At 55.6% G+C, this 23,919-nt stretch carries 18 protein-coding genes; 17 read left to right on the top strand and 1 reads right to left on the bottom strand.

The features are described 5' to 3' along the window. Positions 1-43 precede the first annotated feature (43 nt). Entirely contained in the window at positions 44-646 is a 603-nt protein-coding gene (locus tag EXY20_RS09245; protein WP_135550051.1) for a Uma2 family endonuclease, read from the top strand. 14 nt (positions 647-660) lie between these two features. On the opposite strand, the gene EXY20_RS09240 is transcribed toward EXY20_RS09245, so the two are convergent. Then, positions 661-1,683 carry a LacI family DNA-binding transcriptional regulator gene (locus tag EXY20_RS09240; protein WP_135550049.1) on the bottom strand — a complete coding sequence of 341 codons (1,023 nt, stop codon included), beginning with the start codon at positions 1,681-1,683 and terminating at the stop codon, positions 661-663. A 312-nt stretch (positions 1,684-1,995) separates the two neighbouring features. On the opposite strand from EXY20_RS09240, the gene EXY20_RS09235 reads away from it, so the two are divergent. The 16 genes from EXY20_RS09235 to EXY20_RS09160 all read left to right on the top strand — a co-directional run bounded on the left by EXY20_RS09235 (position 1,996) and on the right by EXY20_RS09160 (position 23,775). Then, a complete protein-coding gene (locus EXY20_RS09235) occupies positions 1,996-3,186 on the top strand; it encodes a mandelate racemase/muconate lactonizing enzyme family protein (protein ID WP_135550047.1) in 1,191 nt (396 codons plus the stop codon). Further along, positions 3,183-4,640 (top strand): M81 family metallopeptidase, encoded by a 1,458-nt coding sequence (locus tag EXY20_RS09230; protein ID WP_135550044.1) that lies wholly within the window; start codon positions 3,183-3,185, stop codon positions 4,638-4,640. Before EXY20_RS09235 ends, EXY20_RS09230 begins: the two co-directional genes overlap by 4 nt. 46 nt (positions 4,641-4,686) lie before the next feature. Further along, complete coding sequence (locus EXY20_RS09225; RefSeq protein ID WP_167859107.1) at positions 4,687-5,469, top strand: SDR family NAD(P)-dependent oxidoreductase; 783 nt, start codon at positions 4,687-4,689, stop codon at positions 5,467-5,469. A 271-nt stretch (positions 5,470-5,740) separates the two neighbouring features. Then, positions 5,741-6,550 (top strand): ABC transporter permease, encoded by an 810-nt coding sequence (locus tag EXY20_RS09220; protein ID WP_135550040.1) that lies wholly within the window; start codon positions 5,741-5,743, stop codon positions 6,548-6,550. Further along, complete coding sequence (locus EXY20_RS09215; protein WP_135550038.1) at positions 6,544-7,407, top strand: carbohydrate ABC transporter permease; 864 nt, start codon at positions 6,544-6,546, stop codon at positions 7,405-7,407. Before EXY20_RS09220 ends, EXY20_RS09215 begins: the two co-directional genes overlap by 7 nt. Before the next feature lie 37 nt (positions 7,408-7,444). After that, positions 7,445-9,091, top strand: a complete 1,647-nt coding sequence (locus tag EXY20_RS09210; RefSeq protein WP_135550036.1) for an extracellular solute-binding protein — start codon at positions 7,445-7,447, stop codon at positions 9,089-9,091. Between the two features lie 118 nt (positions 9,092-9,209). Beyond that, on the top strand, positions 9,210-11,048 hold the full coding sequence (locus EXY20_RS09205; RefSeq protein ID WP_135550033.1) for a cache domain-containing sensor histidine kinase: 1,839 nt from the start codon (positions 9,210-9,212) through the stop codon (positions 11,046-11,048). Beyond that, the gene (locus tag EXY20_RS09200) at positions 11,045-12,532 is read left to right on the top strand and encodes a response regulator transcription factor (protein WP_167859106.1); all 1,488 of its coding nucleotides are present in this window, start codon (positions 11,045-11,047) and stop codon (positions 12,530-12,532) included. The genes EXY20_RS09205 and EXY20_RS09200 overlap by 4 nt, the downstream gene beginning before the upstream one ends. Before the next feature lie 54 nt (positions 12,533-12,586). Further along, entirely contained in the window at positions 12,587-14,362 is a 1,776-nt protein-coding gene (locus EXY20_RS09195) for a hypothetical protein (RefSeq protein ID WP_135550029.1), read from the top strand. A 5-nt stretch (positions 14,363-14,367) separates the two neighbouring features. Continuing rightward, entirely contained in the window at positions 14,368-15,870 is a 1,503-nt protein-coding gene (locus EXY20_RS09190; protein ID WP_135550027.1) for a M81 family metallopeptidase, read from the top strand. Between the two features lie 277 nt (positions 15,871-16,147). Next, positions 16,148-17,053: an ABC transporter permease gene (locus tag EXY20_RS09185; protein ID WP_235885465.1), complete on the top strand. Its 906-nt coding sequence runs from the start codon at positions 16,148-16,150 to the stop codon at positions 17,051-17,053. Positions 17,054-17,068: 15 nt separating this feature from the next. Continuing rightward, complete coding sequence (locus EXY20_RS09180; RefSeq protein WP_135550022.1) at positions 17,069-17,959, top strand: carbohydrate ABC transporter permease; 891 nt, start codon at positions 17,069-17,071, stop codon at positions 17,957-17,959. A gap of 33 nt (positions 17,960-17,992) precedes the next feature. After that, the gene (locus tag EXY20_RS09175; RefSeq protein ID WP_135550020.1) at positions 17,993-19,570 is read left to right on the top strand and encodes an extracellular solute-binding protein; all 1,578 of its coding nucleotides are present in this window, start codon (positions 17,993-17,995) and stop codon (positions 19,568-19,570) included. 53 nt (positions 19,571-19,623) lie between these two features. Further along, complete coding sequence (locus EXY20_RS09170; RefSeq protein WP_235885463.1) at positions 19,624-20,811, top strand: M20 metallopeptidase family protein; 1,188 nt, start codon at positions 19,624-19,626, stop codon at positions 20,809-20,811. 199 nt (positions 20,812-21,010) lie between these two features. Further along, a complete protein-coding gene (locus tag EXY20_RS09165) occupies positions 21,011-22,345 on the top strand; it encodes a discoidin domain-containing protein (RefSeq protein ID WP_235885497.1) in 1,335 nt (444 codons plus the stop codon). A 206-nt stretch (positions 22,346-22,551) separates the two neighbouring features. Then, on the top strand, positions 22,552-23,775 hold the full coding sequence (locus EXY20_RS09160) for a Gfo/Idh/MocA family protein (protein WP_135550014.1): 1,224 nt from the start codon (positions 22,552-22,554) through the stop codon (positions 23,773-23,775). The last annotated feature ends 144 nt before the right edge of the window (positions 23,776-23,919 follow it).

The following is a 23,919-nucleotide window of genomic DNA, read 5'->3' as shown; positions in this document are numbered from 1 at the left end:
CTTTGCTGGGGTTTTATTTTTTTCATAAAGGGGGGAGAAACGCATGAGCCGGAAAAAGAAAACATACGAAGAGGTCATAAAGGAGTCGCCGGTAACTTACGATCTATATGCCAATATGATTGATGACGGCAACCGCTACGAAGTTGCAGGCGGTGTTCTGGAGCTGATGAGTCCTTCGCCAACGACTACACATCAAATGCTCATTTATAAAATGGTATCCGGCTTAGAGGCCAGCTGCGGCAACGAGTTCATTATCCTCCTGTCGCCGATCGACGTCATTTTGTCCGATACGGAGGTGCGGCAGACGGACATCGTCATGATTCATCGCAGCAGAATGGCGATCATTAGCGATCGCGGCATTAACGGCTCCCCCGATCTCGTCGTGGAAATTATGTCCGAGCATTCGCGCAGACGGGACAAAATACAGAAGCGCATCGCGTATGCGAAGTACGGCGTAACGGAATACTGGCTCGTCGACCTCTCCAACTTCACTTTGGAGCAGTACGTGCTGGACGGAGACCGATACGAGCTGGTCGAGGTTTACGCGGAAGACGAAACCATCGACTCCCCAACCGTTCCTTGCGCTTCGTTCAGCATGAACGGCCTTGTGCAAAGCTTGCCTGTGCATCCGAGCATGCTTGATTAGAGAGTTTTGATTAACTAAACGCTGCGGCAAGAATTCCGGACGATGAGCTTCGTCGGAATGACGACAGGCTCGAACGATTCCCCCGGCTGATTCGACTCGATCCGGTTGATTAAACTTTGGCCGAGCTGCACGCCGATTTCTTCAAGCGGTCGATCGATGACGGTAACGGAAGGCCGGAGCCATTGCGTCAATTCCGAGTCCCCGAGCGTAATGAGCGAAAGATCCCGGGGATACTCCAGCTCCGCTTCGTAGATCGCTTCAAGCATGCCGGAGAAACTGGCGTTGTTGATCGAGATTACGGCGGTAACCTCTCCTTTTCTGATTTCCGGCAGAAATCGTTCGATCATGGTTTTGCCAAACTCATGCGAGACCGCTCCGTACACAATCAGGTGCTCGGGAGGAGTCAGACCCTTTTCTAGATAGGCCGCATGAAAAGCATCGATGGCGACCCGGGTCGGACGAATCGGACGAAAGCCGCACGATAAAACAATATTGCGGTGTCCGAGGGAGAGCAGGTAGGCGGCAGCCTCTTTTACAGAACTGTAATAGTCGATGTAAACTCCCGAAGGGATGCCCGGTATATCGCGATCCATAACAACGATGGGAATATTCAGCTTGAGCAGAAAGCGGTGCAAAGCCTGGTCGTCCTCTCGCGCCACATGCAAGACGATTCCATCCAACTTTCTCCCCTGCAAAAACTTGCGCACCTTATCGAAAATATCCTCGCTGCCGGTGTTGCACAACGAAATGGAATAACCGGCCGAATCGAAAACCGAAAGCAGCCCGCGAACGATGGTGGGCATTGCCATATTGGATATATCGGAGACCAGGAACGCGACGTTTTTATACTTCTGCGAGCGCAGGCTTTGGGCCATGCGATCCGGCACATACCCGAGCTTCTCGATGCTGCTCAGCACTTTCGCTTTGGCTTCGTCGCTGATTTTCGGCGAATCGTTCAACCATCTGGAAACGGTCGAGACGCCTACGCCCGCTTCTTTTGCGACGTCTTTGATCGTTACTTTTTTTTGAATCGGCATCTGTTTTCCTCCATCATGAAAAGCTGCCCGTTTTTAATCACATCGGAAAGTTTAAGTTCGGTGAAGCACTAAAGCGCACCGAAACTTGCCGATTGGCATGAAAAGTTACCGCTAAAGCCGGGCCAACTTCTTCGAAGTGCTGCGATAGAAGCTTTTCTTATAATGACACCGCGTTTCAAAGTTGTCAAACAATAGGATATCCCCTCGCCGGCCTGGCGCGCAAAAGGAATTGACAGCCGTTCAAGCGCTGGTGTAAGATGGCAATGAAATCCGTGGTATCGATACCACGAAAAGGGAGGATGGGTGGCCGTTATGACGAATGAAAATAGCGGATACGATCGGATCGTAAAGATCGAAACGTTCCGCTGGGAGCTTGATCCGCGAATTCTGTGGGTGGAAATTACGACGGCGCACGGTTTGGTCGGACTGGGAGAAACGTATTATATTCCGGGCGCCGTAGAAGCCGTGATTCACGAGATGGCGGCGCCGTTACTGCTCGGCCAAAGCCCGTTCGAGATCGAACGGCATTGGGCGACCTTGTTCGGCTGCGCCAACTTTTACGGATATGCCGGAGCGGAGATGAGGGCATTTTCGGCGATTGATATTGCGCTGTGGGATATTGTTGGCCAGTCGGCGGGGAAACCGATTTACAGCCTGCTGGGCGGCAAGGTAAGAGACGATATCATGATTTACAATACATGCGTGGACAGAGCCCGGTTTCAGGATCATAGCCGCATGCTGCACAGCGCCGGGGAGTTGGCCGCGGATCTGCTCGAAAGCGGCATCCGGGCGATGAAGATTTTTCCGTTCGACCACCTGCTGCCGGCTATTGCGCCGGGACATACGATGGGACCCGTCGGTCATTTTCTGTCGCTCGAGCAGTTGAAGGAAGGACTACGTCCGGTGGAAGAAATTCGCCGAGCGGTGGGCGACAAGATGGAAATTATGATCGAAGGCCATTCGCGCTGGGACTTGAATGCGGCCATCAAGATCGGACGTACGCTCGAGCCTTATCAGCCGTTCTGGATGGAGGACATGATGATGCCGGACAGTGCGGACGATCTGGCCCGGCTGGCGGCCGAATGCCGCATTCCCCAGGCGGTCAGCGAACGGTTGTTTACCAAATATCACTATCGCCAAGTGCTTGAGAAAAAGGCTGCTCACGTGCTCATGGTCGATGTGGTGTGGACGGGCGGCATTACCGAAAGCAAGAAGATTGCCGCCATGGCGGACGCGTATCATCTGCCGATCGCGCCGCACGATTGTACGGGACCGGTAGCCGTATTTGCCAGTTTGCATCTGTGCGCAAGCTGTACGAATACCGCTGTCATGGAAACCGTGCGCGGCTTTTACGATGGCGGCTATTACGAGGATGCGGTCACACAGAACATTACGGTAAAGGACGGAAGAATTGCGTTTCCTTCCACTCCCGGTCTGGGAACGGCGCTGCGGCCGGATTTTAAAGCATCGAAGCAAATGGTGAAGCGGGTGACAAAAGAATGAAAATTGCCGTTGTCGGCATCATGCACGAAACGAACACCTTCGCACCTAGGCCAACCGTCATGGAACATTTTCATTCGGAATGGGTAGTTGGCAACGACGCGTTCTATAAGGAATACGAAAATACACGCACCTTGATCGGCGGCGCGATCGACGGAGCCAAGGCGGAAGGGGCCGCGCTTGCCTGCGGGCTGTACACGATGGCTCCCCCCGGCGGGGTCGTGCCGCGAACGGTTGCGGACGAATTGATCGCGTTGATGCTCGAATCGCTCGAGCAGGCGGCCGACGGGATTATTGCCGTGCTGCACGGGGCGATGGTAGCGGAAGGATATCCCGATATGGAGGGGGAAATCGTCCGCAGGTTGCGCGCAGCGGCGGGGGAGCGGGTCCCGCTTGTCGCGACGCTGGATTTGCACGCCAACATAAGCGCGCAGATGGTGGAACAAACCGATATGGTGGTGGGCTTCGATACGTATCCGCATATTGATATTTATGAGCGGGTGTTTGAAGGCGTTCAGCTGCTTGCGCGTCTCATTCGTAGGGAAATCCGGCCGACAAGCGCGCTTGTCAAGCCCGGCATGCTGGTGGTTCCCCAAGTGATGGTCACGGACGAAGAAGGGCCGATGAAAGAACTGATGGAACGGGCCTTCGCCATCGAACGCGATCCGGCCGTGCTGAATGTAACGGTAGCCGGCGGTTTTCCCTACAGCGATATCGCCGATGCCGGAATGGCATTTGTCGTAACGACCGACGGCGACAAGCCTGCTGCGGAGCGATATGCCGAAGAATTGAGCCGGATGGCCCGGGCGCGCCGGGAAAGGTTCGCTTATGCGGCCCGATCCGCCGCGGATGCGGTTGCCGAGGCGTTCCAAGAGGAGGAAGGGCCGGTCATCCTGGTGGAAGGCTCCGATAATGTGGGCGGGGGCGCACCGGCCGACGCTACTCATATACTGGCCCAACTGCTGCATGCGCCGAAAAAATCGCTCATCGTCCTGTATGACGAAGAAGGGGCGGCGCTTGCCCACCGGCTTGGCGTGGGCGGCACATTCGAGGCGCCAATCGGCGGCAAAAGCGATCATATGCACGGCGAGCCTGTCCGCATCACGGGCGTCATTCGCCTGCTGTTTGACGGGAAGTTCGTGCATAACGGCCCTTATATGGCCGGCTATCGCTCGAATATGGGGAAATCCGCCGTGATCGAATGCGGGCAACTGACGATCGTTCTTACCGGCAAACGCGTCGCCCCCTTCGATATCAATCTGATTCGGTGCGTTGGCCTGCAAGCGGAGTCGTTCCACGTGATTGTCGTCAAATCGGCGATTGCCTGGAAAACGGCGTTCGGGTCCGTCTGCCGCAAGGTCATTCCTGTGGATACCCCGGGCTGCTGCGCCTCCAATCTGGCTTATTTTCAATACGAGCACCTGCAACGTCCGATTTATCCGCTGGATGCTGTTTAAGAGAGGCGAAAATCGAAATTGGCGAATGGGGAGAGGAGCGGCGGACATGGGACCGTTTCATACTCAGGTGGCGATCATCAGCGGCGGGCTGGGGGATATCGGGTATGCGATTGGGCAAGAGCTGGGCGGCCTAGGGGCGCGCATTGCGATCGGCGACTTGCTAGAAGAGGATCATTGCGACGTTGGCGAACGTCTGGCCGAACTGCGGAGCAAGCAGATCGAGGTGCGGTACTCCAAGGTCGATGTAAGCAGAGAAGACGAGGTAGCGCGGTGGCTGGAACGGACGACGGAGCAGCTCGGCACGCCGACGCTGATTATTCCGAACGCCGGGATTGTCACCGTCCGCCTCGGATTGGAAATCGGCATGGAGCAGCTGCAGCACGAGCTTGACGTCAACGTCAAAGGAGCGTTTTGTTTGGCGCAGCTGGGCGCCAGGCAGCTCAAGCGAGAACGGCGGGCCGGGAAAATCGTCTTTATCGGGAGCTGGGCGGGGCATAGCGCGCATATCCAGTCTCCGGCATATTGCGCGTCCAAAGCCGCTGTTCGCTCGCTTTGCCGGTGCCTGGCCAGAGAACTTGCTCCCGACGGCATTCTGGTTAACGAAGTTGCGCCCGGGGCGGTAGACGCCGGGCTGGTGAAAAAAATATTCACCCGCAATCCGGGCATGCGCGAGGAAGCCGTAAAAAACATTCCCGTCGGCTCCTTCATTCAAGCCGAAGAAGTCGCCTGGCAGGTCGCGCATCTCTGTCACCCGAGAAACCGCAATATGACCGGAAGCGTCGTTGTCGTCGATGGCGGACTTTCTTTGACGGACGCGTATACATCATGAAGGAACGGGGATCGCGATGCGCTGCAAACTGTGCGCGATCCATTCCTTTTTGGATGTTTTGCGGCATATTTTTGCGCGGGGAGGGCCGTTAAAATGAAAGTACCGGAGCCCGTTGCGGCGCAACCGTTCGAATGCGGTTCGATGCGGAAATCCGGCAATAGACGGGGAGGGGAGAAAGGCAATCAAAGCGCTGCGTCTCAAACAGTATTGGGTTCTCTACTTGCTTGCGCTTCCGGTGTTGGCCTATTATTCGGTTCTGAAGTTGTATCCCATGATCGTGCAAGCCGTTCTGTCGTTCAAGAATTATCGGCTTGCGGACGGCATCTGGCACAGCCCGTGGGTCGGTTTGGCGCATTTTACGCACATTTTTGCCATGTCCGACTTTCACAACGCGCTGCAGAATACGATTGTCATCAGTATGCTGCGCATCGGAATCGGCTTTTTGCCGCCGCTCGTTTTGGCCATTTTTTTGTACGACCTGTATTCCGCCAAGCTTCGCAGAATCAGCCAGACGATCGTGTACATCCCGCACTTTTTTTCAATGGTGATCGTTTACGGCATTGTATTCGCCTTGTTCTCCAATCTCGGCATCGTGAATCAGATGATCGAACGGCTTGGAGGAACGACGGTTAATTTCCTCCTGTCGCCGGGCTGGTTCAAGCCGCTGCTGATCGGGTCTGCGGTCTGGAAGGAGCTGGGGTGGGGAACGATCATTTACCTGGCCGGCCTAAGCGCGATCAACCCGTCCTTGTTCGAGGCGGCAACGATCGACGGCGCCGGTCCGTGGCGCAGAATATGGCACGTGACGCTGCCGAATTTGAAGCCGCTGATGATTTTCCTGCTTACACTTTCGCTCGGCAACATCCTGTATGCCGGGGGCGAGCAAGTGCTGTTGTTCTACAATCCGGCCACCTACGGCGTCGGAGACATTATCGATACGTGGGTATACCGGGAAGGGCTCGGCCAAATGCAGTACGGTGTCGCTTCGGCCGCCCAGCTGTTTCAATCGTTGTTCGGACTGGCCCTCGTGCTGGGCGTCAATAAGCTGTCGAAAAAACTGGCAGGAGTGGGAATATGGTAAAATACCAGATGGTAGCGCTCGCAACCGTGCTGCTTGTTTCCTTCGTATCGCTCTATCCGCTGGTATATATTGTCGCAACCTCGCTGGTGAACGAGCAGGAATGGATCGACAAGGGCGGTCTGGTGCTGTGGCCGTCTCATCCGACACTGCTTGCCTATGAGCGTCTGTTTGCCGGAAGCACGTTCGTGAACGCCCTGAAGATCAGCATCGAACGTACGGTCGTCGGTACGATCGTAACGCTGTCGCTGACGACGATTACAGCCTACATCGCGTCGCGGCATCATCTTCCGGGGCGCAAAGGACTCATTTTTTGCATCTTGCTCACGATTTTGTTTCCCAGCGGGCTCGTGCCCACGTATGTCGTTATGAAGGAGCTGCACTTGCTGGACAGCTTCTGGTCGCTCATCGTGCCGATGGCAATCGACAGCTGGAGCGTGCTAGTATTGAAGCAGTTTTTCGAGAGCATGCCCAAGGAACTGGAGGAAGCCGCCATTGTGGACGGTGCCGGGGAGGGCAGGCTGATGATGAGCGTCATGGTGCCGATGAGCGCCCCGGCCATGGCCGCGATCGGCCTTTTCATTGCCGTTGCCCATTGGAATGCCTGGTTCGACGCGCTCATTTATGTGAACGATAAATCGCTGTATCCGATCCAGCTGCTGATCCGCAATTTGCTGGTCAATCCGGAGCTGGGCCGCTATTTCAACCCGATCAACGTGCTGGATGCCTCCAACCGCGTATCGGTCGAATCGCTGAAAATGGCGGTCGTCGTGTTCGGCACCGTACCTATTTTGTGCGTATATCCGTTTCTGCAAAAATATTTTACCAAAGGCGTGTATATGGGGGCTGTCAAAGGATAGAGGAAGCCAACCACTATTTCCGGGAGGGTTATCTTGGATGAAAAAATCGGTAGGGACGTTGTCTTTGGCGCTGTTGCTCGTTGGTTCGCTCTTGGCCGGATGTACAAGCAAAAATAACGGCAATTCTGCCGCTTCGCCTAGCACGAGCACCGGCACCGCCGCCAGCACGGCTCCGTCCGGGTCGGCGAATTCGTCTTCGCCGAAGCCTGCTGCGGACAATATGGCGGAGAAAGTCAAGCTGCACATCATGGTAAACGGATGGATCAACAATCCCGCCAACGGGGAAGATCCGATCAAAAAATACCTCAACGACAAATTCAACGTCGATATCCAGTTTGACAACATCAACGCCAACGATTTGGAAAACAAGCTGCTGGTGCAGTTTTCTTCGAATCAGCCGCCGGATATTATTTTCGCCTCGGACAAGAACAAAATCGTCAAGCTGCACAACCAGGGCGTGCTGCTCGACGACTTGAAGCCTTATCTGGACAAGGTGCCCTCCATCAAGGCCAATTTCAACGACCTGTCGATTCCGTACGGCACGGTGGGCGGCAAGCTGATCGGTTTGCCGGTGGCGCCGCGAACGAATAACTGGGGCATGATGATTCGCCAGGATTGGCTCGACAGCCTGGGCATGAAGCAGCCGACGAATGAGAAAGAGCTGCTTGACGTGCTGCGCGCGTTCACCTTCAAGGATCCGGACAAAAACGGGAAAGACGACACATGGGGCATCAGCGCAGCGGGGGCGGGCAAAGGCGTCGGCGAAATCAGCTTCCTGGCCGCGATGTTCGGCCCGACCGGCCCGGCGACGTCCGGCGGCGATTCGGTAGGCTATTATATGGACGGCGGCAAGCTGACGAATACGATCATGGACGGCAATCACCAGAAGTTTCTGGACCTGCTGCGGACGATCGTCAGCGAGAAGCTGATCGATCCGGACTGGTACACGCAAGGCTGGGAGCAGCGGAAGGCGAAGCTGTTCGGCGACAAATACGGCATTGCCTGGTATCCGCCGGCGGATCTGTATGGCGAAGCGGACGTATTCGCGAATTCGGGCAAAGACCCGACGACACAATGGTTGCCGATGACGCTGCCGAAGGCGGGAAGCGCCGGCGGTCTTCGTCCTCCGGGCAGCGTGTCGAGCGGTATGTACGCCATCACGGCAGAAGCGGCCAAAAATCCGGTCAAACTGCAGCGGATTCTGAAATTGCTCAATGACGTGACGTATCCGAATGAAGCGTATTTTGCCTTGCGCTGGGGAGTCGGCGTGCCGGGAATCGGCAATAAGCTGGTGGACATGGGCGGCGGCTTGACCTATTTCGATACGGTGCCGGACACGGTGCGTACGAAAAATACGGGGTTGATCGACTGGGGTTCCTGGGTTGCGGTCGGAGACAAAGTGTTTTACGGCGCGGGCCCGCTGACGGACGCGACGAAAAAAAGAATCGGGCTGGACAACGGCGTGGCCGCCTCGCCCGCATACCCCAACTTCCAGGACCTCGTCACGTTCGACAGCGCGCTGAAGACCGCAACCGATCAACTGAAGGCCGAATTCGAAATCAAGTACGTGCTTGATAAAGGAGCGGACTATGCAAGCTTCAAAGCGGACTGGTTGAAAAAAGGCGGGGAAAAGATGCTGACGCAAGCATCCGAACAACTGAAAGCGATGGGAATCGCCAAGTAGCTGCAGACATCCGGCGGATCGGCTCGTTGGCGGCGGGTCGATCCGATCTTCCTTCATCCTCCTACTAAAAAGTGGCACCGTTATCGTGTATAGTGGGGAGGAGGGGAGCGAACGGGTGATGAAATTCCGATTTCGGCAGTTCAGAAACTGGCCGATGGTATGGAAGCTGTCGATTCTGTTTTCGGCGCTGCTTATTGCTGTTATCGTATCGGTGACGATTTATGCGCTCACGACGTTCCGCTCCGCTTCGGAGCGTGAAGTGCGGCAGTATATTCCGCAAATTTTGACGCAAGTCAACCGACAGATGGACCGTTATGTGGAGGGCCTCATTTCCGATTCGCAGTCGATACTGGCGACGGATTCCTATGCGGCGCTCATGAAGCTCGCGCTGGACAAACCCGGAGCGGCAAGCGGCAGTTTGGCCGATACGATCGGGCTGGACGCCATTCTGCGCGCGGTGATCAAGCAATCGGACGGCGATTTGCTCGACGTCGTGTTTTATCTGCCGTCCGGAGCGTCGTACATACGCGCGCTCGAGGGGGGCATGTGGCAGACTCAGACATCGTTTGACCCGGGTTTTGCCATGACAACGCAGTCGGAGCAGAAGGAGTATTCGCCCACCGTGCTCGGCATTGTTTCGGGAGCGTTCTCCAAAGGAAACCGTTATGCGATTTCGATCGTGCAGCCGGTCCGCAATCTGAACGAGCGTGGCGTCGCCGGCATGCTGCAAGTCAACGGTTCGCTGCGGCCGGTGCAGGAGATGATGGCGCCGCTTGATTTTGGAGCGGATTCGCGGGTGTACATCCTCGACCAGCGCGGTCGGATCGTCTACTCTCCCGATTCCGGGCAGATCGGACAAGAGTGGGACGCGCTGTTTCATCTGACGATCGGCGGCGACGATGCTGGCGCGAAGGAGGAACCGGCGGCGCGTACGGTCAGGCTGGAGCAAACGAGCTATTTGTTCAGCTACAATACTTCACTCAAGACCGGCTGGAAAATTGTCGCAATGATCCCGTCCGGCAATTTGAATCAAGGCATTCACAACGTGCAGAAGGTGACCGGCTGGGCCGTCGTGGCCGGCATCCTGCTTACGGTGTGGTTGTCCGTCCTGATCTCGTACGGGATTACCCGCAACCTGCGCAGCCTTACGGTGCAGGCCCGGAATCTGGAAAGCAACCAGTTTCATATTACGATCGATGCCGGCCGCTACGACGAGGTCGGCCGTCTCGCCCGGGCATTCAAGCAAATGTCCGAACGCATTCGCACGCTCGTCGAAGAGGTGCTGCGCAACCGGCTGCTCCGGCAGGAAGCGGAAATCCAAAGCTTGCGCAGCCAGATCAACCCCCACTTCATGTACAACGCGCTCGAAATGGTGCGCATGACGCAGAAATCGGGCAAATACGAAAGCACCGAGATGGGCCTTGTTTCGCTCGGACATTTGCTCCGCTACCATGCCCAGCATAAGCAGGATTTTGTTTCCGTCAGGCAGGAAGTGACGCTGATCGAGCATTTGCTCGTGATCCAGCAGCTGCGATTCGGGGAACGGCTGCAGGTCAGCATGGAGATTGAGCCGGAGGTGCTGGAAGCGACGATTCCTTGTTTCGTGATCCAGCCGCTGGTCGAAAATGCGATCAAGCATGGCGAATCGCCGTACGATCATACGGTCGATATTCGGATCCGGCTGCGGCTGGACGGCGAATATATTGCCGGCAGCGTTGCCGACGAGGGGCCGGGGATGTCCGTGCAGCAGTTGGAGAAGGTCAATGCCGGTCTGCGGAAATCATACCATGAACAAGGCGCGGCAGGCATCGGACTGGCCAATGTATGCCAACGAATCGAGCTGCTTTACGGAGGCAGAGGCTTCTTTGCCATCGACAGCATGGAAGGGGCGGGGACGATCGTATCGTTTCTGCTACCCGTCGATCCGAATCGCAACGAGCGGGAGGGAGCGTCTTGAGAGTTGTCATTGTCGACGATGAACCGGAAATTCGCGAAGGCTTCGTCTGTCTGCTGGAACAAATCAAGCCGCAATTTCCGGAGCTGACCGTAGTGGCGGCGGCCGCCAACGGCGCGGAAGCGATGGAATGCCTGCTTGCCCGCGAGGTGGACCTGGTCATTACGGATATCCGGATGCCCGCCATGGACGGGCTCAAGCTGATCGAGCAGGTGAAAGCCCGCTTTCCTCTCGTGCATTCGGTGATCGTGAGCGGTTATGAAGATTTCGGCACTGTGCAGCAGGCACTTCGGCTTGGAGCGGCGGACTTTCTGCTGAAGCCGCTGCAGATCGAAGAATTGATCGTTACGCTGGAAGCTTGCAAGGAGCGGGTGCGCCAAACGCGCCGGCAGTCGATCAATCGAACCTGGGAAAACTTCCTCGGCACGAAGGGCGACTATCTCGCCGTAGTAGCCGTGGATCCCGACGACACGGAGGAAAGCGCCGCCGGGAGCTGTGCGGATGAGCTTGAACAGCGGATCGGCCGATTGATCGCGCAGCAGGGGCAAACGATGTGCCTGCTGCAAGGCTTTGTCAAGCTCGATCCGGGCAATATGCTCATCGGCGTCGCCGCGAACACGCGTCAGGAGGCGGAGGAGACGATTCGGCAGGTGACGGAAGGATTGTTTTCCTTCGGAGCGGGCCCCCATGCGCTGCTGTTCAGCGCGGGAGTATCGGCTGTCGTCGAGCGGGGCGCAATCGGCCTTGACCAGCTGGCGGTTCAGGCATGCAGCGCGTTGATGCTCCGCGTCTTCGGCCAAACGCAAGTTCGGCGGAACCGGTATTCCACGATGCAGCCGCCGGCAATCCGGCTGAATCTGGAGCGCATTTATGCCGCCTGGGAAGTGACGGATTTGCAGGCGCTCATGCGCGAGGTCGAGCAGGAGGTGAGTCTCCTGTTCTCGCATAACAGCGTGATGCATGTGCAAAGCGGCATCGAGCTGCTGCTGTTGTCCTTGTGCAAAAAAATGCACGAGGGAAGGCACGCTCCGGATCTGTATGCGACGCAGTTCATATCCGAATTAATGATGAAGCTGATCTGGTCCAGAAACGAGCGCGACTACCTGCAGAAGCTGATGAGCGGACTGAGCTTTCTGCTGACCAAGCTCGTGCCGGACAAGCAGGAAGGGCGCGTGCTTCAGCTCGCCAAGGAATACATCCGCGACAACATGCACAAACCGTTGACGCTTGTGGATGTCGGACATGCGGCCTACGTCAGCCCGAATTATATCGGGCGGTTGTTCCGCGAGCGGATGGGCGTCACCTTCCTCACCTATTTGACCGCCCTGCGGATGGAGGAAGCGAAGCGGCTGCTGCGCAATCCGGGCATCAAGATTTACGAAGTGGCGGAAATGGTCGGCTACGGAAGCTGGAAACATTTCAGCCGCACGTTCAAGGAAGTGACGCAATATAATCCCGTCCAGTACCGGAACGAAGTGCAAGCTTGAATGGATGCCGCCGTCATCCCGGTATTGGCGCTGGGGAGTTCACAGGAGGCTGACATGCAACAAATCGGTTCATTCGTTATCCGTTATGAAGAAGACAACTCGCTCATGCCGTCGGCATCGGGCAAGCAAACGAGGTTGACGCTGTCGCGCATCGCGGCCATCGTCGGGCGCCAGCTCGAGGAACGAACGACGGGCGCGGAGATGGCGGGAGAAATGGGTTCGTTGGTGTTGAAGCTGGATCCGTCGCTTTCATCCGAAGGCTTCCGAATCGGCGAAAGCGCTGCGAAGGAGACGACAATCGAGGGAGGAAGCGTTCTCGGCGTCTTATACGGAGCCGGCAAATGGCTTCATACGTCGCGTTTTGCTCCCGGCAGCTGGCAGCCGTCCGCCTGGCGCGGCGTCTCCGAGCCGGACTGCGAATTTCGCTGCCTGTACTTTGCGACCCATTTCTTCAACTGGTATCACGTGGCGGGCCGCGAAGAGGTGACCGCATATCTGGAGGAGCTGTCGCTTTGGGGTTACAACCGGCTGCTGCTGACCGTTCCATTTCTGAATCTGGACGGTTGGGAAGATCCGGAAACGGACGTCAGCATCGCGCAGCTCAAGATGATTTATACCGCCGCCCAATCGCTGGATATGCAAATCGGCATCAACTTCGCTTCGAACAGCATGTTCCGCAATACGCCGGAGGAGCTGAGGGCGACGCCGAATTTCGATCCGCTCGGAAAAAAAGGCAATAACGGCGTTACGTTGTGCCCGGCCCGGCCCGGAGCAAAAGCTTATATCGAAGAAAACGTGCGGGAACTGCTTCGCCGTTTCGCCGACGTGCCGCTCGATTTTTTGGCGTTGTCGCCTTACGACGAAGGCGGCTGCGGCTGCGAGGTTTGCATGCCGTGGGGAGGCAACGGATACCTGCTGCTTTCCCGCGATATCGTCCGGTGGACGCGCGAGTCGTTCCCGGCGATCAAACATATGCTGGGCGTCTGGTGCTTCGATCGGCCGGTGATCGGGGAATGGGAGCTGCTTCGCCAATCGCTGGAACGCGGCAACGACTGGGTCGATTACATTATGGCCGATTCTCATGACGAGTACCCGGAATATCCGCTTCGTCACGGTGTTCCCGGTCATGTGCCGCTGCTTAATTTTCCGGAAATCAGCATGTGGGGGCTTCACCCGTGGGGAGGCTTCGGGGCCAACCCGCTGCCCGCGCGGTTGGACCGGCTGTGGGCGCCGATCCGGCATGTTATCCAGGGAGGGCTGCCTTATTCCGAAGGGCTGTCGGAGGATGTAAATAAAGTAATTGTCAGCCAATTCTATTGGGACCGGAATACAACGGCGGAACAGACGCTGCGGGAATATGCGGCCTTCGAATTTGGCGAACCGTCGGTCGATGACGCGCTGCGCATCTTTCGGCTGATCGAACGCAATCAGACGCTCGTCGAAGCCGGCGAGGCCGCCGATCTGGACGATGCCCGTACGGCCCGGCACCTTGCGGAGCGAATAGCCGGCGATATGCCGGCACAATGGAGCGGCCGCTGGCGCTGGCGGATCGTCTATTTGCGCACGTTGCTCGACTGCGAGCGTTACAGCCGGCTGGCGCCCGAGGATTACCCGTACGATTCCGCACGCAAGCCCTGGGGGAAATTGCTTGAAGACAGCGAAGAAGCGCAGCTGGCGTTTCTGGAGCTGATCGAAATTTACCATGCGAAGCTGGAGGACGACGGCAGCCACAAGGAGCATAGCTGGATTCGTCCGCCGCTGCGGCCCGGCTATGCGAAGCCGGCGCCGGAACCCGGGAGCGGAGCGGCGCAGCGTGATCGGGAGGAGTGAGCGGTATGAACATCCTTGCGGGCGGGCTCCTTCAGGAGACGAATACGTTCAGTCCGATTGCAACGACTATCGACCACTTCCGCAGCCACCTGTTCCGCGCCGGCGAAGAGCTTGGCAACATGCCGTTCCGGAACGAAATGTTCGGCTTCTATGAAGCGGCGCGAGAGGAAGCGGTGGCGGTTATTCCGACCTTGTACTTGCACGCGCACCCGGCCGGTCGGATCGGCCTTGACGATCTGCACGCGATCATCGACATGTTCGTCCGGCAATTCGAGCAGGCGCCTGCGTGCGACGGGGTATATTTTGCGCTGCACGGGGCGATGGCCGCCCAAGGCTGTGACGATGTCGAAGGCGAGTTGGTCGCGGCGATCAGGCGGCAGCTCGGAACGGCGGTTCCGCTTGTCGTGTCGCTCGATCCGCATGCGAACGTCACCGAACGATTGGCGCGTCAAGTGAACGCGATCGTGGGGTATCGGACTTATCCGCACACCGATTTCGATCGGACCGGCTACCGCGCCGGTAAACTGCTGTTTCGCATCGTCCGGGGCGAGTCGAGCCCGCATCTGGCTTTGCGCAAGCTGCCGATGATTGTGCCGGCGGAGAACAGCCAGACGACGCATGGCCCATTCGCCCAATTGTGGCGGGAAGCGGAAGCAGGCGAAAGGGAAGGTCGGTCGACCGTCACTTCCCTGTTCCCGGTGCAGCCCTGGCTCGATATAACCGAGCTTGGTTTTGCGGTTGTCGTTGTCGGGGACGAGCGGGAAGCGGCCGAGCGGGAATGCGAACGGCTTGCCGAGCTTGTGTGGGACAAGCGGCACGAATTTGATGTGCAATTGGCTTCCGTAGCGGATATTGTCAAGCAGGCGATCGAGAAGCGGGGCGACGGAGAGCCGTTCATCGTGTCCGATTCCGCCGACAGCGCCGGCGCGGGAGCGACCGGAGACAGCAATACGGTGCTGAAGGAGCTCCTGGCTGCGGGGGCGCAGTATGAGCTGAACTGTCTCGTCACGCTGGTGGACGCCGCCGCCGTCGAACAGGCGATAGCCGTCGGCGTAGGACGGATGGCGACACTTGACGTCGGGTACGCGATCAATCGCAGGCATGGCAGCCCGATCACGATTACCGGCCTGATCCGGCGCATCGGGGACGGCGATTTCCGCTTCGGCAACGGGTTTATCGCCAACATGACCGGACGAATGGGACGATGCGTCGTGATCGAGATCGGCACGATATCGTTGCTGCTGGCCGAAAAGTCGGCCTTTATCGGCGATTCCAACGTCTATCGGACGATGGGACTGGAGCCCCGCGAAGCCGACATCGTGCAGGTCAAATCCGCGAATCAGTTTCGCGCCGATTTCGGCCGTTATTCCAGCCGCATCTATATTCTGGATACGCCGGGCGACAGCACGCCCAATTTGCGGTCATTGAAGATGCATAGAGTCAGCCGTCCGTTCTACCCGTTTGACGATCATTTCGATTGGCGCGCAACCGGCTCCCGCCCGGAGTAATAAGGGGCCGATGCAATAGGTCAAGCAAAAAATGCGGTGTCAGGGTGGCAACCTTGTACCGCATTTTTGATTTGAACCGGCCGGAGCGCCGGGGTTGCGATGCGATAGTGGAGTGAAGTTTTTTCATTGACAGGGATTTGCAGCGTAGTGTATGATTGCTCCATCGAAGTCGTGGTATCGATACCACGACTCGAATGCAAGAAGGAGGCGGATATAAAATGTGACCTGACAGCCTGATTGTACGGATTACGGAATGAGCGAGGAGGTCGGTGTTCGAATGCCCAAGACAATCAGAAAAATCATTGTCGACCGGTATATGTATGTTTTGCTGCTCCCGGTTTTGCTGAATTTTATTATCTTTCACTACATACCGATGTGGGGGCTGCAAATCGCTTTTAAAGATTTGGACATTATCAAGGGGATAGCGGCAAGTCCGTGGGTCGGATTCAAGCATTTTAACGAATTTTTCCATTCCTATTACTTCTGGCAGTTGATCCGCAACACGCTGCTGATTAATGTGTACCTGCTCGTGTTCGGGTTCCCGGCCCCGATTATTTTGGCGCTGCTGCTCAACGAGATCAAAAACAAGCTGTTTACCAAAACGATTCAAACCGTCGTGTTTCTCCCGTATTTTATTTCGATCGTTGTGGTCGTCGGCATGATCAAAAATATGCTTTCCCCCGAATCGGGCATTGTGAATGTGCTGATCACATCATTCGGCGGCGAACCGATCGCATTTCTGACCGAACCGAAGTGGTTTCGCGCGATTTATACGATGATGGATATATGGCAGTCGACAGGCTTTACGGCCATCATTTACATAGCCGCCATCATGGGAATCGACAGTGACATTTATGAGGCTGCGGAAATCGACGGCGCCGGACGCTTCGGCCAAATGTGGCACGTCACGCTGCCCGGAATCAAACAGACGATCATCCTGCTGCTCATCCTCAAGCTCGGCAACATTCTGAATGTCGGCTGGCAGGAAATCATCCTGTTGTCCAATTCGTTGACTGCGGAAGTGGCGGATGTCATTCAGACGTATGTGTATTTCAAAGGTTTGCTTAACGCGGATTACAGCTTTGCTACAGCCGTCGGCGCGTTCCAATCGGCAATCGGCTTTATCGTCATTGTGATTGCCAACCGGTTGGCCAAAAAATATTCGGATACTTACTTATGGTAGAGGAAGGAGGTTCCCGTGCGATCATCTTCGCGAACAAGCCCGGCGGGGGATGCCATCGTCAGAGGGTTGATTGTAGCTGCCCTTCTGGTCATCGCAGCGCTCTGCATATATCCGGTCCTTTATACGTTCAGCGTTTCCATCAGCGCTAGCGTTGCGGTTGCTTCCAATGAGGTCGTCCTGTGGCCGATCGGGTTCAGCACAACCGGCTACAAACTGGCGCTGGAGCATCCTAACTTTTTGCAATCGTACGCCAATTCGATTTTTTATACGTTTGTCGGAACCTTGTATTCGTTGATCCTCACCATTTTCGCCGCTTATGTGTTGGCCAGGAAAGGTTTGATCGGGCGCAATTTCTTCATGTTTATGATCGCGTTTACGATGCTGTTTCACGGCGGACTTATCCCTTATGTGCTGGTAGTCAAAGATTTGGGCTTGCTGGATACGCGGGCCGCCTTGATTATTCCCGGCGCCGTTGCCGTGTATTTGCTGATCATCATGCGCACCGTATTTCAGAGCATGCCGGAAAGTATGGAGGAAGCGGCCAAAATCGACGGAGCGGGCGACCTGAGAATTTTGTTTCAAATCGTCATTCCGTTGAACAGGCCGGTAATTGCTACCGTCGCGTTGTTTTACGCGGTCAGCCGGTGGAACGATTTTTTCTCGGGGTTGATCTTTTTGACGGAAAAAGATTTGTTTCCTCTGCAGCTGATCGTGCGGGATTTGGTCGTTTCGATGTCCGACAACTTCGTGAAGGATGCCATGCAAACGAGGGAATACGGAGGCATGACGCCGATGGGCTTGCGCTGCGCCGTCATCTTCCTGTCGATGCTGCCGCTGCTGGTCACTTATCCGTTCCTGCAGAAGTATTTCGTCAAAGGCGTCATGATCGGAGCCATTAAGGGCTAATGGAAATGAAATCATCCATGGGAGGTTATTTTTATGGGGAAAAGGGTCTTGATCGGTTTGACGGTTATGGCATTGGTTATCGTTTCCGCTTGTTCAAGCTCGAAGAGCAGTGAACCGCCTGCGAACGAATCGCCCAAAGCGGGACAGGCGAGCGAAGCGCCCAAGTCGTCGGCTCAACCGTCGGCAAATGCAGAAGGGGGGACGCTGCCAATCAGCAAAAACAAAGCGACCATTTCGTACTATGCGGCCAATTTTCCGTTTGCGCCCGTTTCCAATGATATGATCGTCTTCAAGGAGCTTGAAGCCCGAACCAATGTCAATATTGACTGGAAGCTGGTTCCTGCGGAAGAACTGGAGCAGAAGCTGAATGTATTGGTTTCGTCCGGGAATATCCCGGATGTGATGGTGGGGCCGCCGGATATGATGAACAAGTTTGCGTCGAAAGGATTGTTTATCAAGCTGGACGATCTGCTCGCCAAATACGGCCAACACATCATGAAAAAAATGGACGACGAAAACGGGCTGATCAAAAAGATGGTCAAAAACGACAAAGGGGAAATTTACTACATCCCTCAGTTCAGATCGGAAATCAAATATTTGACGGCGTCGATGATTCAAACGAGCGTATTAAAAGAATTGAATCTGAAAGCTCCTGCGACGCTGGATGAGCTGTCCACTACGTTAAAAGCCATGAAAGCGAAATATCCGAACAGCTACCCGATCTCGAAGCGGGAACTCGGGTATCTCACGTTGCCCATCTTCAGCGCATACGATGTTTCGGACGATTTTCGCATTGTAAAGGGCCAATTGACGTATCCTCCTTACGAATCGCCCAAATTCAAGGAAGCGCTCAAGTATTTGAGCACCTTGTACAAGGACAATTTGATCGACAAGGAGTACATCACCAACACCACGGAAATATTCCAGCAGAAGGTAAAAGAAGACAAAGTGTTCTTCATGAGCGACAGTATCGAGTATATTCCGATTTTTAAAGACATGGGCAAGCAGTTTGAAGGTCTCGCGCCATTGAAGGGGCCTTATGGCGACCAATTTTCGATCAGAAGGCCTGCCTACAACAAGGCGCTGTACGTATCCGCCAAAGCCAAAGATCCGGAGCTGATCGTCAAATGGCTGGACTACCTCTTTACCGATGAAGGGATCACGTTGACCAACTGGGGGATTAAAGGGGATACGTATACGGAAGAAAACGGCGTGCGCAAGTTTGCCGATAAGATCGTCAAACATGAAAAAGGCGGGATCAATGGCGCCCGATCATTCGGTATTTTCCCGGAATACTTCGTTCATTATCAAATCCTGGAGTCCAGAGCTTCCTTGCTTTCGCCCGCCGAGGTCGCAGGCATCAAAGCGATGGACGGCACTTACCAACCGCTGCTCCCGCCTCTGTCAGGGACGCAGGAGGAGGACGACAAGTACGCCAAAATCATGACGGACGTCAATAAATACGTGAAGGAAATGATCGACAAGTTTATTGTCGGCAAAGCCAATATCGATACCGAGTACGATGCGTATTTGCAAACGCTGAAGAAGATGAACGTGGAGGAAGCGATCGGGATCAAAAAAGCGCAATACGACAAGTATTTGAAACGGTAATGATTTACAATATATGTAAAAAATTATGGAATCGAATGGAGTGGCGTACATCCATGTTAACTGAACAAGAAGCGAACAAACTCGAAGCCGAGTTGATCGCATTTCGCCGGGATCTGCACCGGTTTCCCGAGCTCAGCAATGAAGAAGTGCGGACGGCCGCCCAGATCGCCGCGAGGCTGCGCGAGCTGGGATTGCCCGTCAAAACCGGAGTCGGGGGGCATGGAGTGGTGGCCGATTTAACCGGGAAGCTTCCCGGTCCGACGATCGCGCTGCGGGCGGACATCGACGCGCTGCCGATTGCGGAACAGACCAACCTGCCTTTCGCATCGGAAGTTCCCGGCGTCATGCATGCCTGCGGTCACGATGTGCATACGACGGTTTTGCTTGGTGCCGCCGCCCTTCTCGCCGGTTCCCGCGATCGTTTGGCCGGAACGGTGCGGTTCATCTTCCAACCGGCGGAAGAGTCGGTAACCGGAGCGAAACGGATGATTGCGGACGGGGTGCTCGAAGGGGTGGACGAAATTTACGGGCTGCACAATTGGCCGACTTTGCCTGCGGGCAAAGTATCGGGGAAACCCGGGATTTTCCATGCTGCAACGGACCGGATCGAAATCGTGATTTCCGGCAGAGGAGGACACGGCTCGATGCCGGATCAATGCCACGATCCGATCGTTGCCGCTGCGGCAGTCATTACCGGGCTGCAGTCGATCGTAAGCCGGGAAATTACACCGGGCCAGCATGCCGTCGTCAGTATCGGGAGCATCCACGGCGGTTTGGCCAACAATGTCATTCCCGCTTCGGTCGAGTTGACCGGCACGGTACGCTCCTATTCGGACAAAGTCAGGGAGCAGCTGCCGGAACGAATCGAGCGGGTGGCGTCGCAAATCGCAGCGGCCCATCGCTGTCGGGCCGAAGTGAACTATATCCATCAGGTTCATGCCGTGATCAATGATGAGCAGTGTTCGAGGCGATTGCGGCAATCCGCCGAACGAGTCGTGGGCAGCGAAAATTGGGTCGAGGCGGAACCTACCATGGGGGGAGAAGATTTCGCGTTTTACCAGCTTGAGGTTCCGGGCTGTTTCTTCTGGCTTGGCACGGGCCCGCATGAAAATGCGGAGAACGCCCACGGTTTGCACAGTCCGCTGTTTGTCGCCGACGAAGCGTGTCTCTTGACGGGCGCTACCGTGTTCGCCACGTTGATTCTGGATCGGCTCGGCATCAAGGAGGAGGGCGGCGACTAACGTCGGGGGGCGACAGCGCCCGTTATACGGGGATTGCGAAATAGGCCATGTTTTATGGCCTATTTTGCCTTAGTCGAACGAGCGAGTACGGTGAACGCTCATTCTTTTGAACTAATTCCGATGCACTATTGCGGAAAACCGGATATAATTGGTTAAGGAGTGATCGCTGACACGAACATGGAGGGGTATTGTTTTGAGAATGAAACCGGGATTGCTCGTTTGTTGTTTGCTTCTTTGTGCCAGCGCGCCCGTTCAGTCAGCGCATGCGCAGACCGTTATTGAGGATCGATCCGGAGACGGGGTTCATATCGACGATGTCGTTTATTCGTTGACCCGATCGGAATCGATGTTCTCCTCCGAGGAAGTAAGAGATTTATTGAGCGGGATGATATCGCCGACCGCAGGAGAAGTAGCTGCAACGATTATGGAAGTATCGGGACCGGGCGTAGATGCGACAAGCCTGGCATTGCCAAGCGTGCCGGAAGGCTATACGATCGCCATACATACGTCCAGCCATCCGGAAATCATCGATACGAACGGGGGAATCACACCGCCGCCAGCGGCAGCGGATGTGGACGTGGTGTTCACGGTAACGCGAATATTCGACGGCACGACAGCGGATACGAGCCCCATCGCGGTATCGGTACCTCAAGCCTCTTCGATTTTTGTCGGCGCCATCATAACGGCGACAGGAGAAAGTCCTTCAAATGAAGGAAAGGAAAAAGCATTCGACGGTGACACGGGCACCAAATGGTATACAGGCTCCAGTACGGGCTGGATCCAGATCCAATTTAAATGGGCCTATGTCTTCTCCAAGTACTCGATTACATCGGCAAATGACATGCCCGACAGGAATCCTAAGAATTGGACGTTACAGGGATCGAATGATGGGGAAGATTGGACGACATTAGATACAAGATCAGACCAATCATTTGCGTCTTACTACCAGAAAAATACTTATACATTCAACAACAACAAGCCTTATCGATATTATCGGCTGGAAGTTACATCCAATAACGGGGGCGGCGAGCTGCAATTATCCGAGATCGAACTGCTCGAAACGCCGCAGGTAACAGTGATCGATCTGTCTACGAATAACAATGGCGGCAATTCGTTCGGATCGACAGAGAATGAAGTCAAACGATTCCAGACGTTTACAGCCATTAATCGTCCCCATCTGGCAAGTGTCGATGTCAACATTCATAAGCGTACCGGCACGGGTCAATCGGACGTGACGGTCGAATTGTTCGCCACCAGCAACAATCAACCGACAGGCGACGCTTTTGCTTCAGCCACGATCCCTGCCAGTTCGGTAAGTACCAGTTACAGCATCATAAATGTGGAATTGCCCTATACCGGCCTGGTCGACGGAACCAAATATGCGATTGTACTGGGACAAGCGACGAATTCCTCGAACAATTACGAATGGGCTATCGGTCCGGTTCGATCCGATCAGAGCTATGGCAAGTTTAATGGCGTTTCGACCTGGACGACAGAATCGTCCGGGAGTTGGTTAAAAGTGAATGTGTACTGATCCGGCATCAACCGGATCGGCGGCAGCGAGCAAACAGCCTCGTCCCGGATGTTTCCGGAACGGGGCAGTTTGTTTTGCCGCGGAAGTGTCCGAGTGTGATATTGGCTACCGATTTGTTGCTTTGCGCCAAATACAAAGAAGGGGACGGTCATTACAATAGGAACTGAATAACGGATTGGATTTTATACGGGAGGGATCGGCTTAAGATGGGGCTGAAAATCGGTGTCGTGGGAACGGGGTTTGCCGGATCGTTTATTCCATTGTTTCAAGCGCATCCGTTGGTGGAGGAAGTGGCGGTGGCGGAGCTGGTCCCCGAGAAGCTGCAAAAAACGGCCGAACGGTTCGGGATCAAACGGACGTATTCGTCGCTCGATGAGCTGTGCAAAAGCGATGTGGACGCGATCGCGCTCTTCACGAACCGGCACCTGCACGGGCCGCATACGCTGCAAGCGCTGCGGGCGGGCAAACATGTGTACTGCGCGGTTCCGATGGCGTCGAGCATCGAAGACATGCAGGCGATTATCGAATTGGTTGACCAATCGGGCTTGATTTATATGACCGGCGAAACAAGCTATTATTACCCGGCGACCATTTATTGCCGCAACCGGTTTGCCCAAGGCGACTTCGGCAACATCGTCTATGGCGAAGCCGCGTATTTGCACGATATGAGCCACGGCTTCTACGATGCGTACAAGCATTCCGACGGGGCGAACTGGAAGAAGGCGGCCGGCCTTCCGCCGATGTTTTATCCGACGCATTCGGTCAGCATGATCCTCGGCGTTACTGGCGCTCATGCCACGCAAGTATCTTGTCTCGGTTACAAGGATACGGAAGGGGACGGCGTGTTCGAGGCGGGGGCGAACTACTGGGACAACGAATTCAGCAACCAGACGGCGCTTCTGCGGACATCCGACGGCGGCATGATGCGCATCAACGAGTTCCGCAGAGTCGGTTGGAGCTGCCGCGGCGAACGCAGCGTGCATATGAGCTTGTTCGGCACGAAAGGGACATTCGAGGAGCAGTTTAATGCGACAGCCTGGACTTCGCTCAAATGGGGCGAAATCGAGGACTTGACCGACATCCTGACGTGCCAAACCGTTGAAGTCGGCGACGCGCACAAGCAGCTGCACGAATTGATCCAACGCGACTATTATTCCGGCGTGGCCAAGGTGCATCCGGTTCACCGGCTTCCCGAGTCATTCAAGGGACTGCACAACGGACACGCGGGCTCGCACCAATTCCTCGTCGACGACTTTGTCAAATCGGTCAGCCAGCACCGGCTGCCGCCGAACAACGCCTGGCAGGCGGCGAGGTATTGCATCCCGGGCCTGATCGCCCACGAATCGTCGCTTCGCGGCGGCGAAATGCTGACGATCCCCGATTTTGGCAGCCCGTCGGCCAAATGGACCCTGCTGGAAAATAAAGATTGAGCGCAATGGAAGGGAACTGCCGCAGAGCGAAAGCCGAAGCGGGGATTCCTTTTTTCTACATGTGGATAAATTCGCAGAATGGTCACCATTTTCACAATCCTTTCACAACATTGCCTCCTTGTTTTCCGTATAATGGTATCGCTG

Origin of the sequence: Paenibacillus cymbidii (genome assembly GCF_004764705.1) — a bacterium.
Lineage (GTDB): Bacteria > Bacillota > Bacilli > Paenibacillales > NBRC-103111 > Paenibacillus_AN > Paenibacillus_AN cymbidii.
Note: the sequence above shows the minus strand (reverse complement) of the source record. Positions and strands in the feature narration are given on the sequence as shown.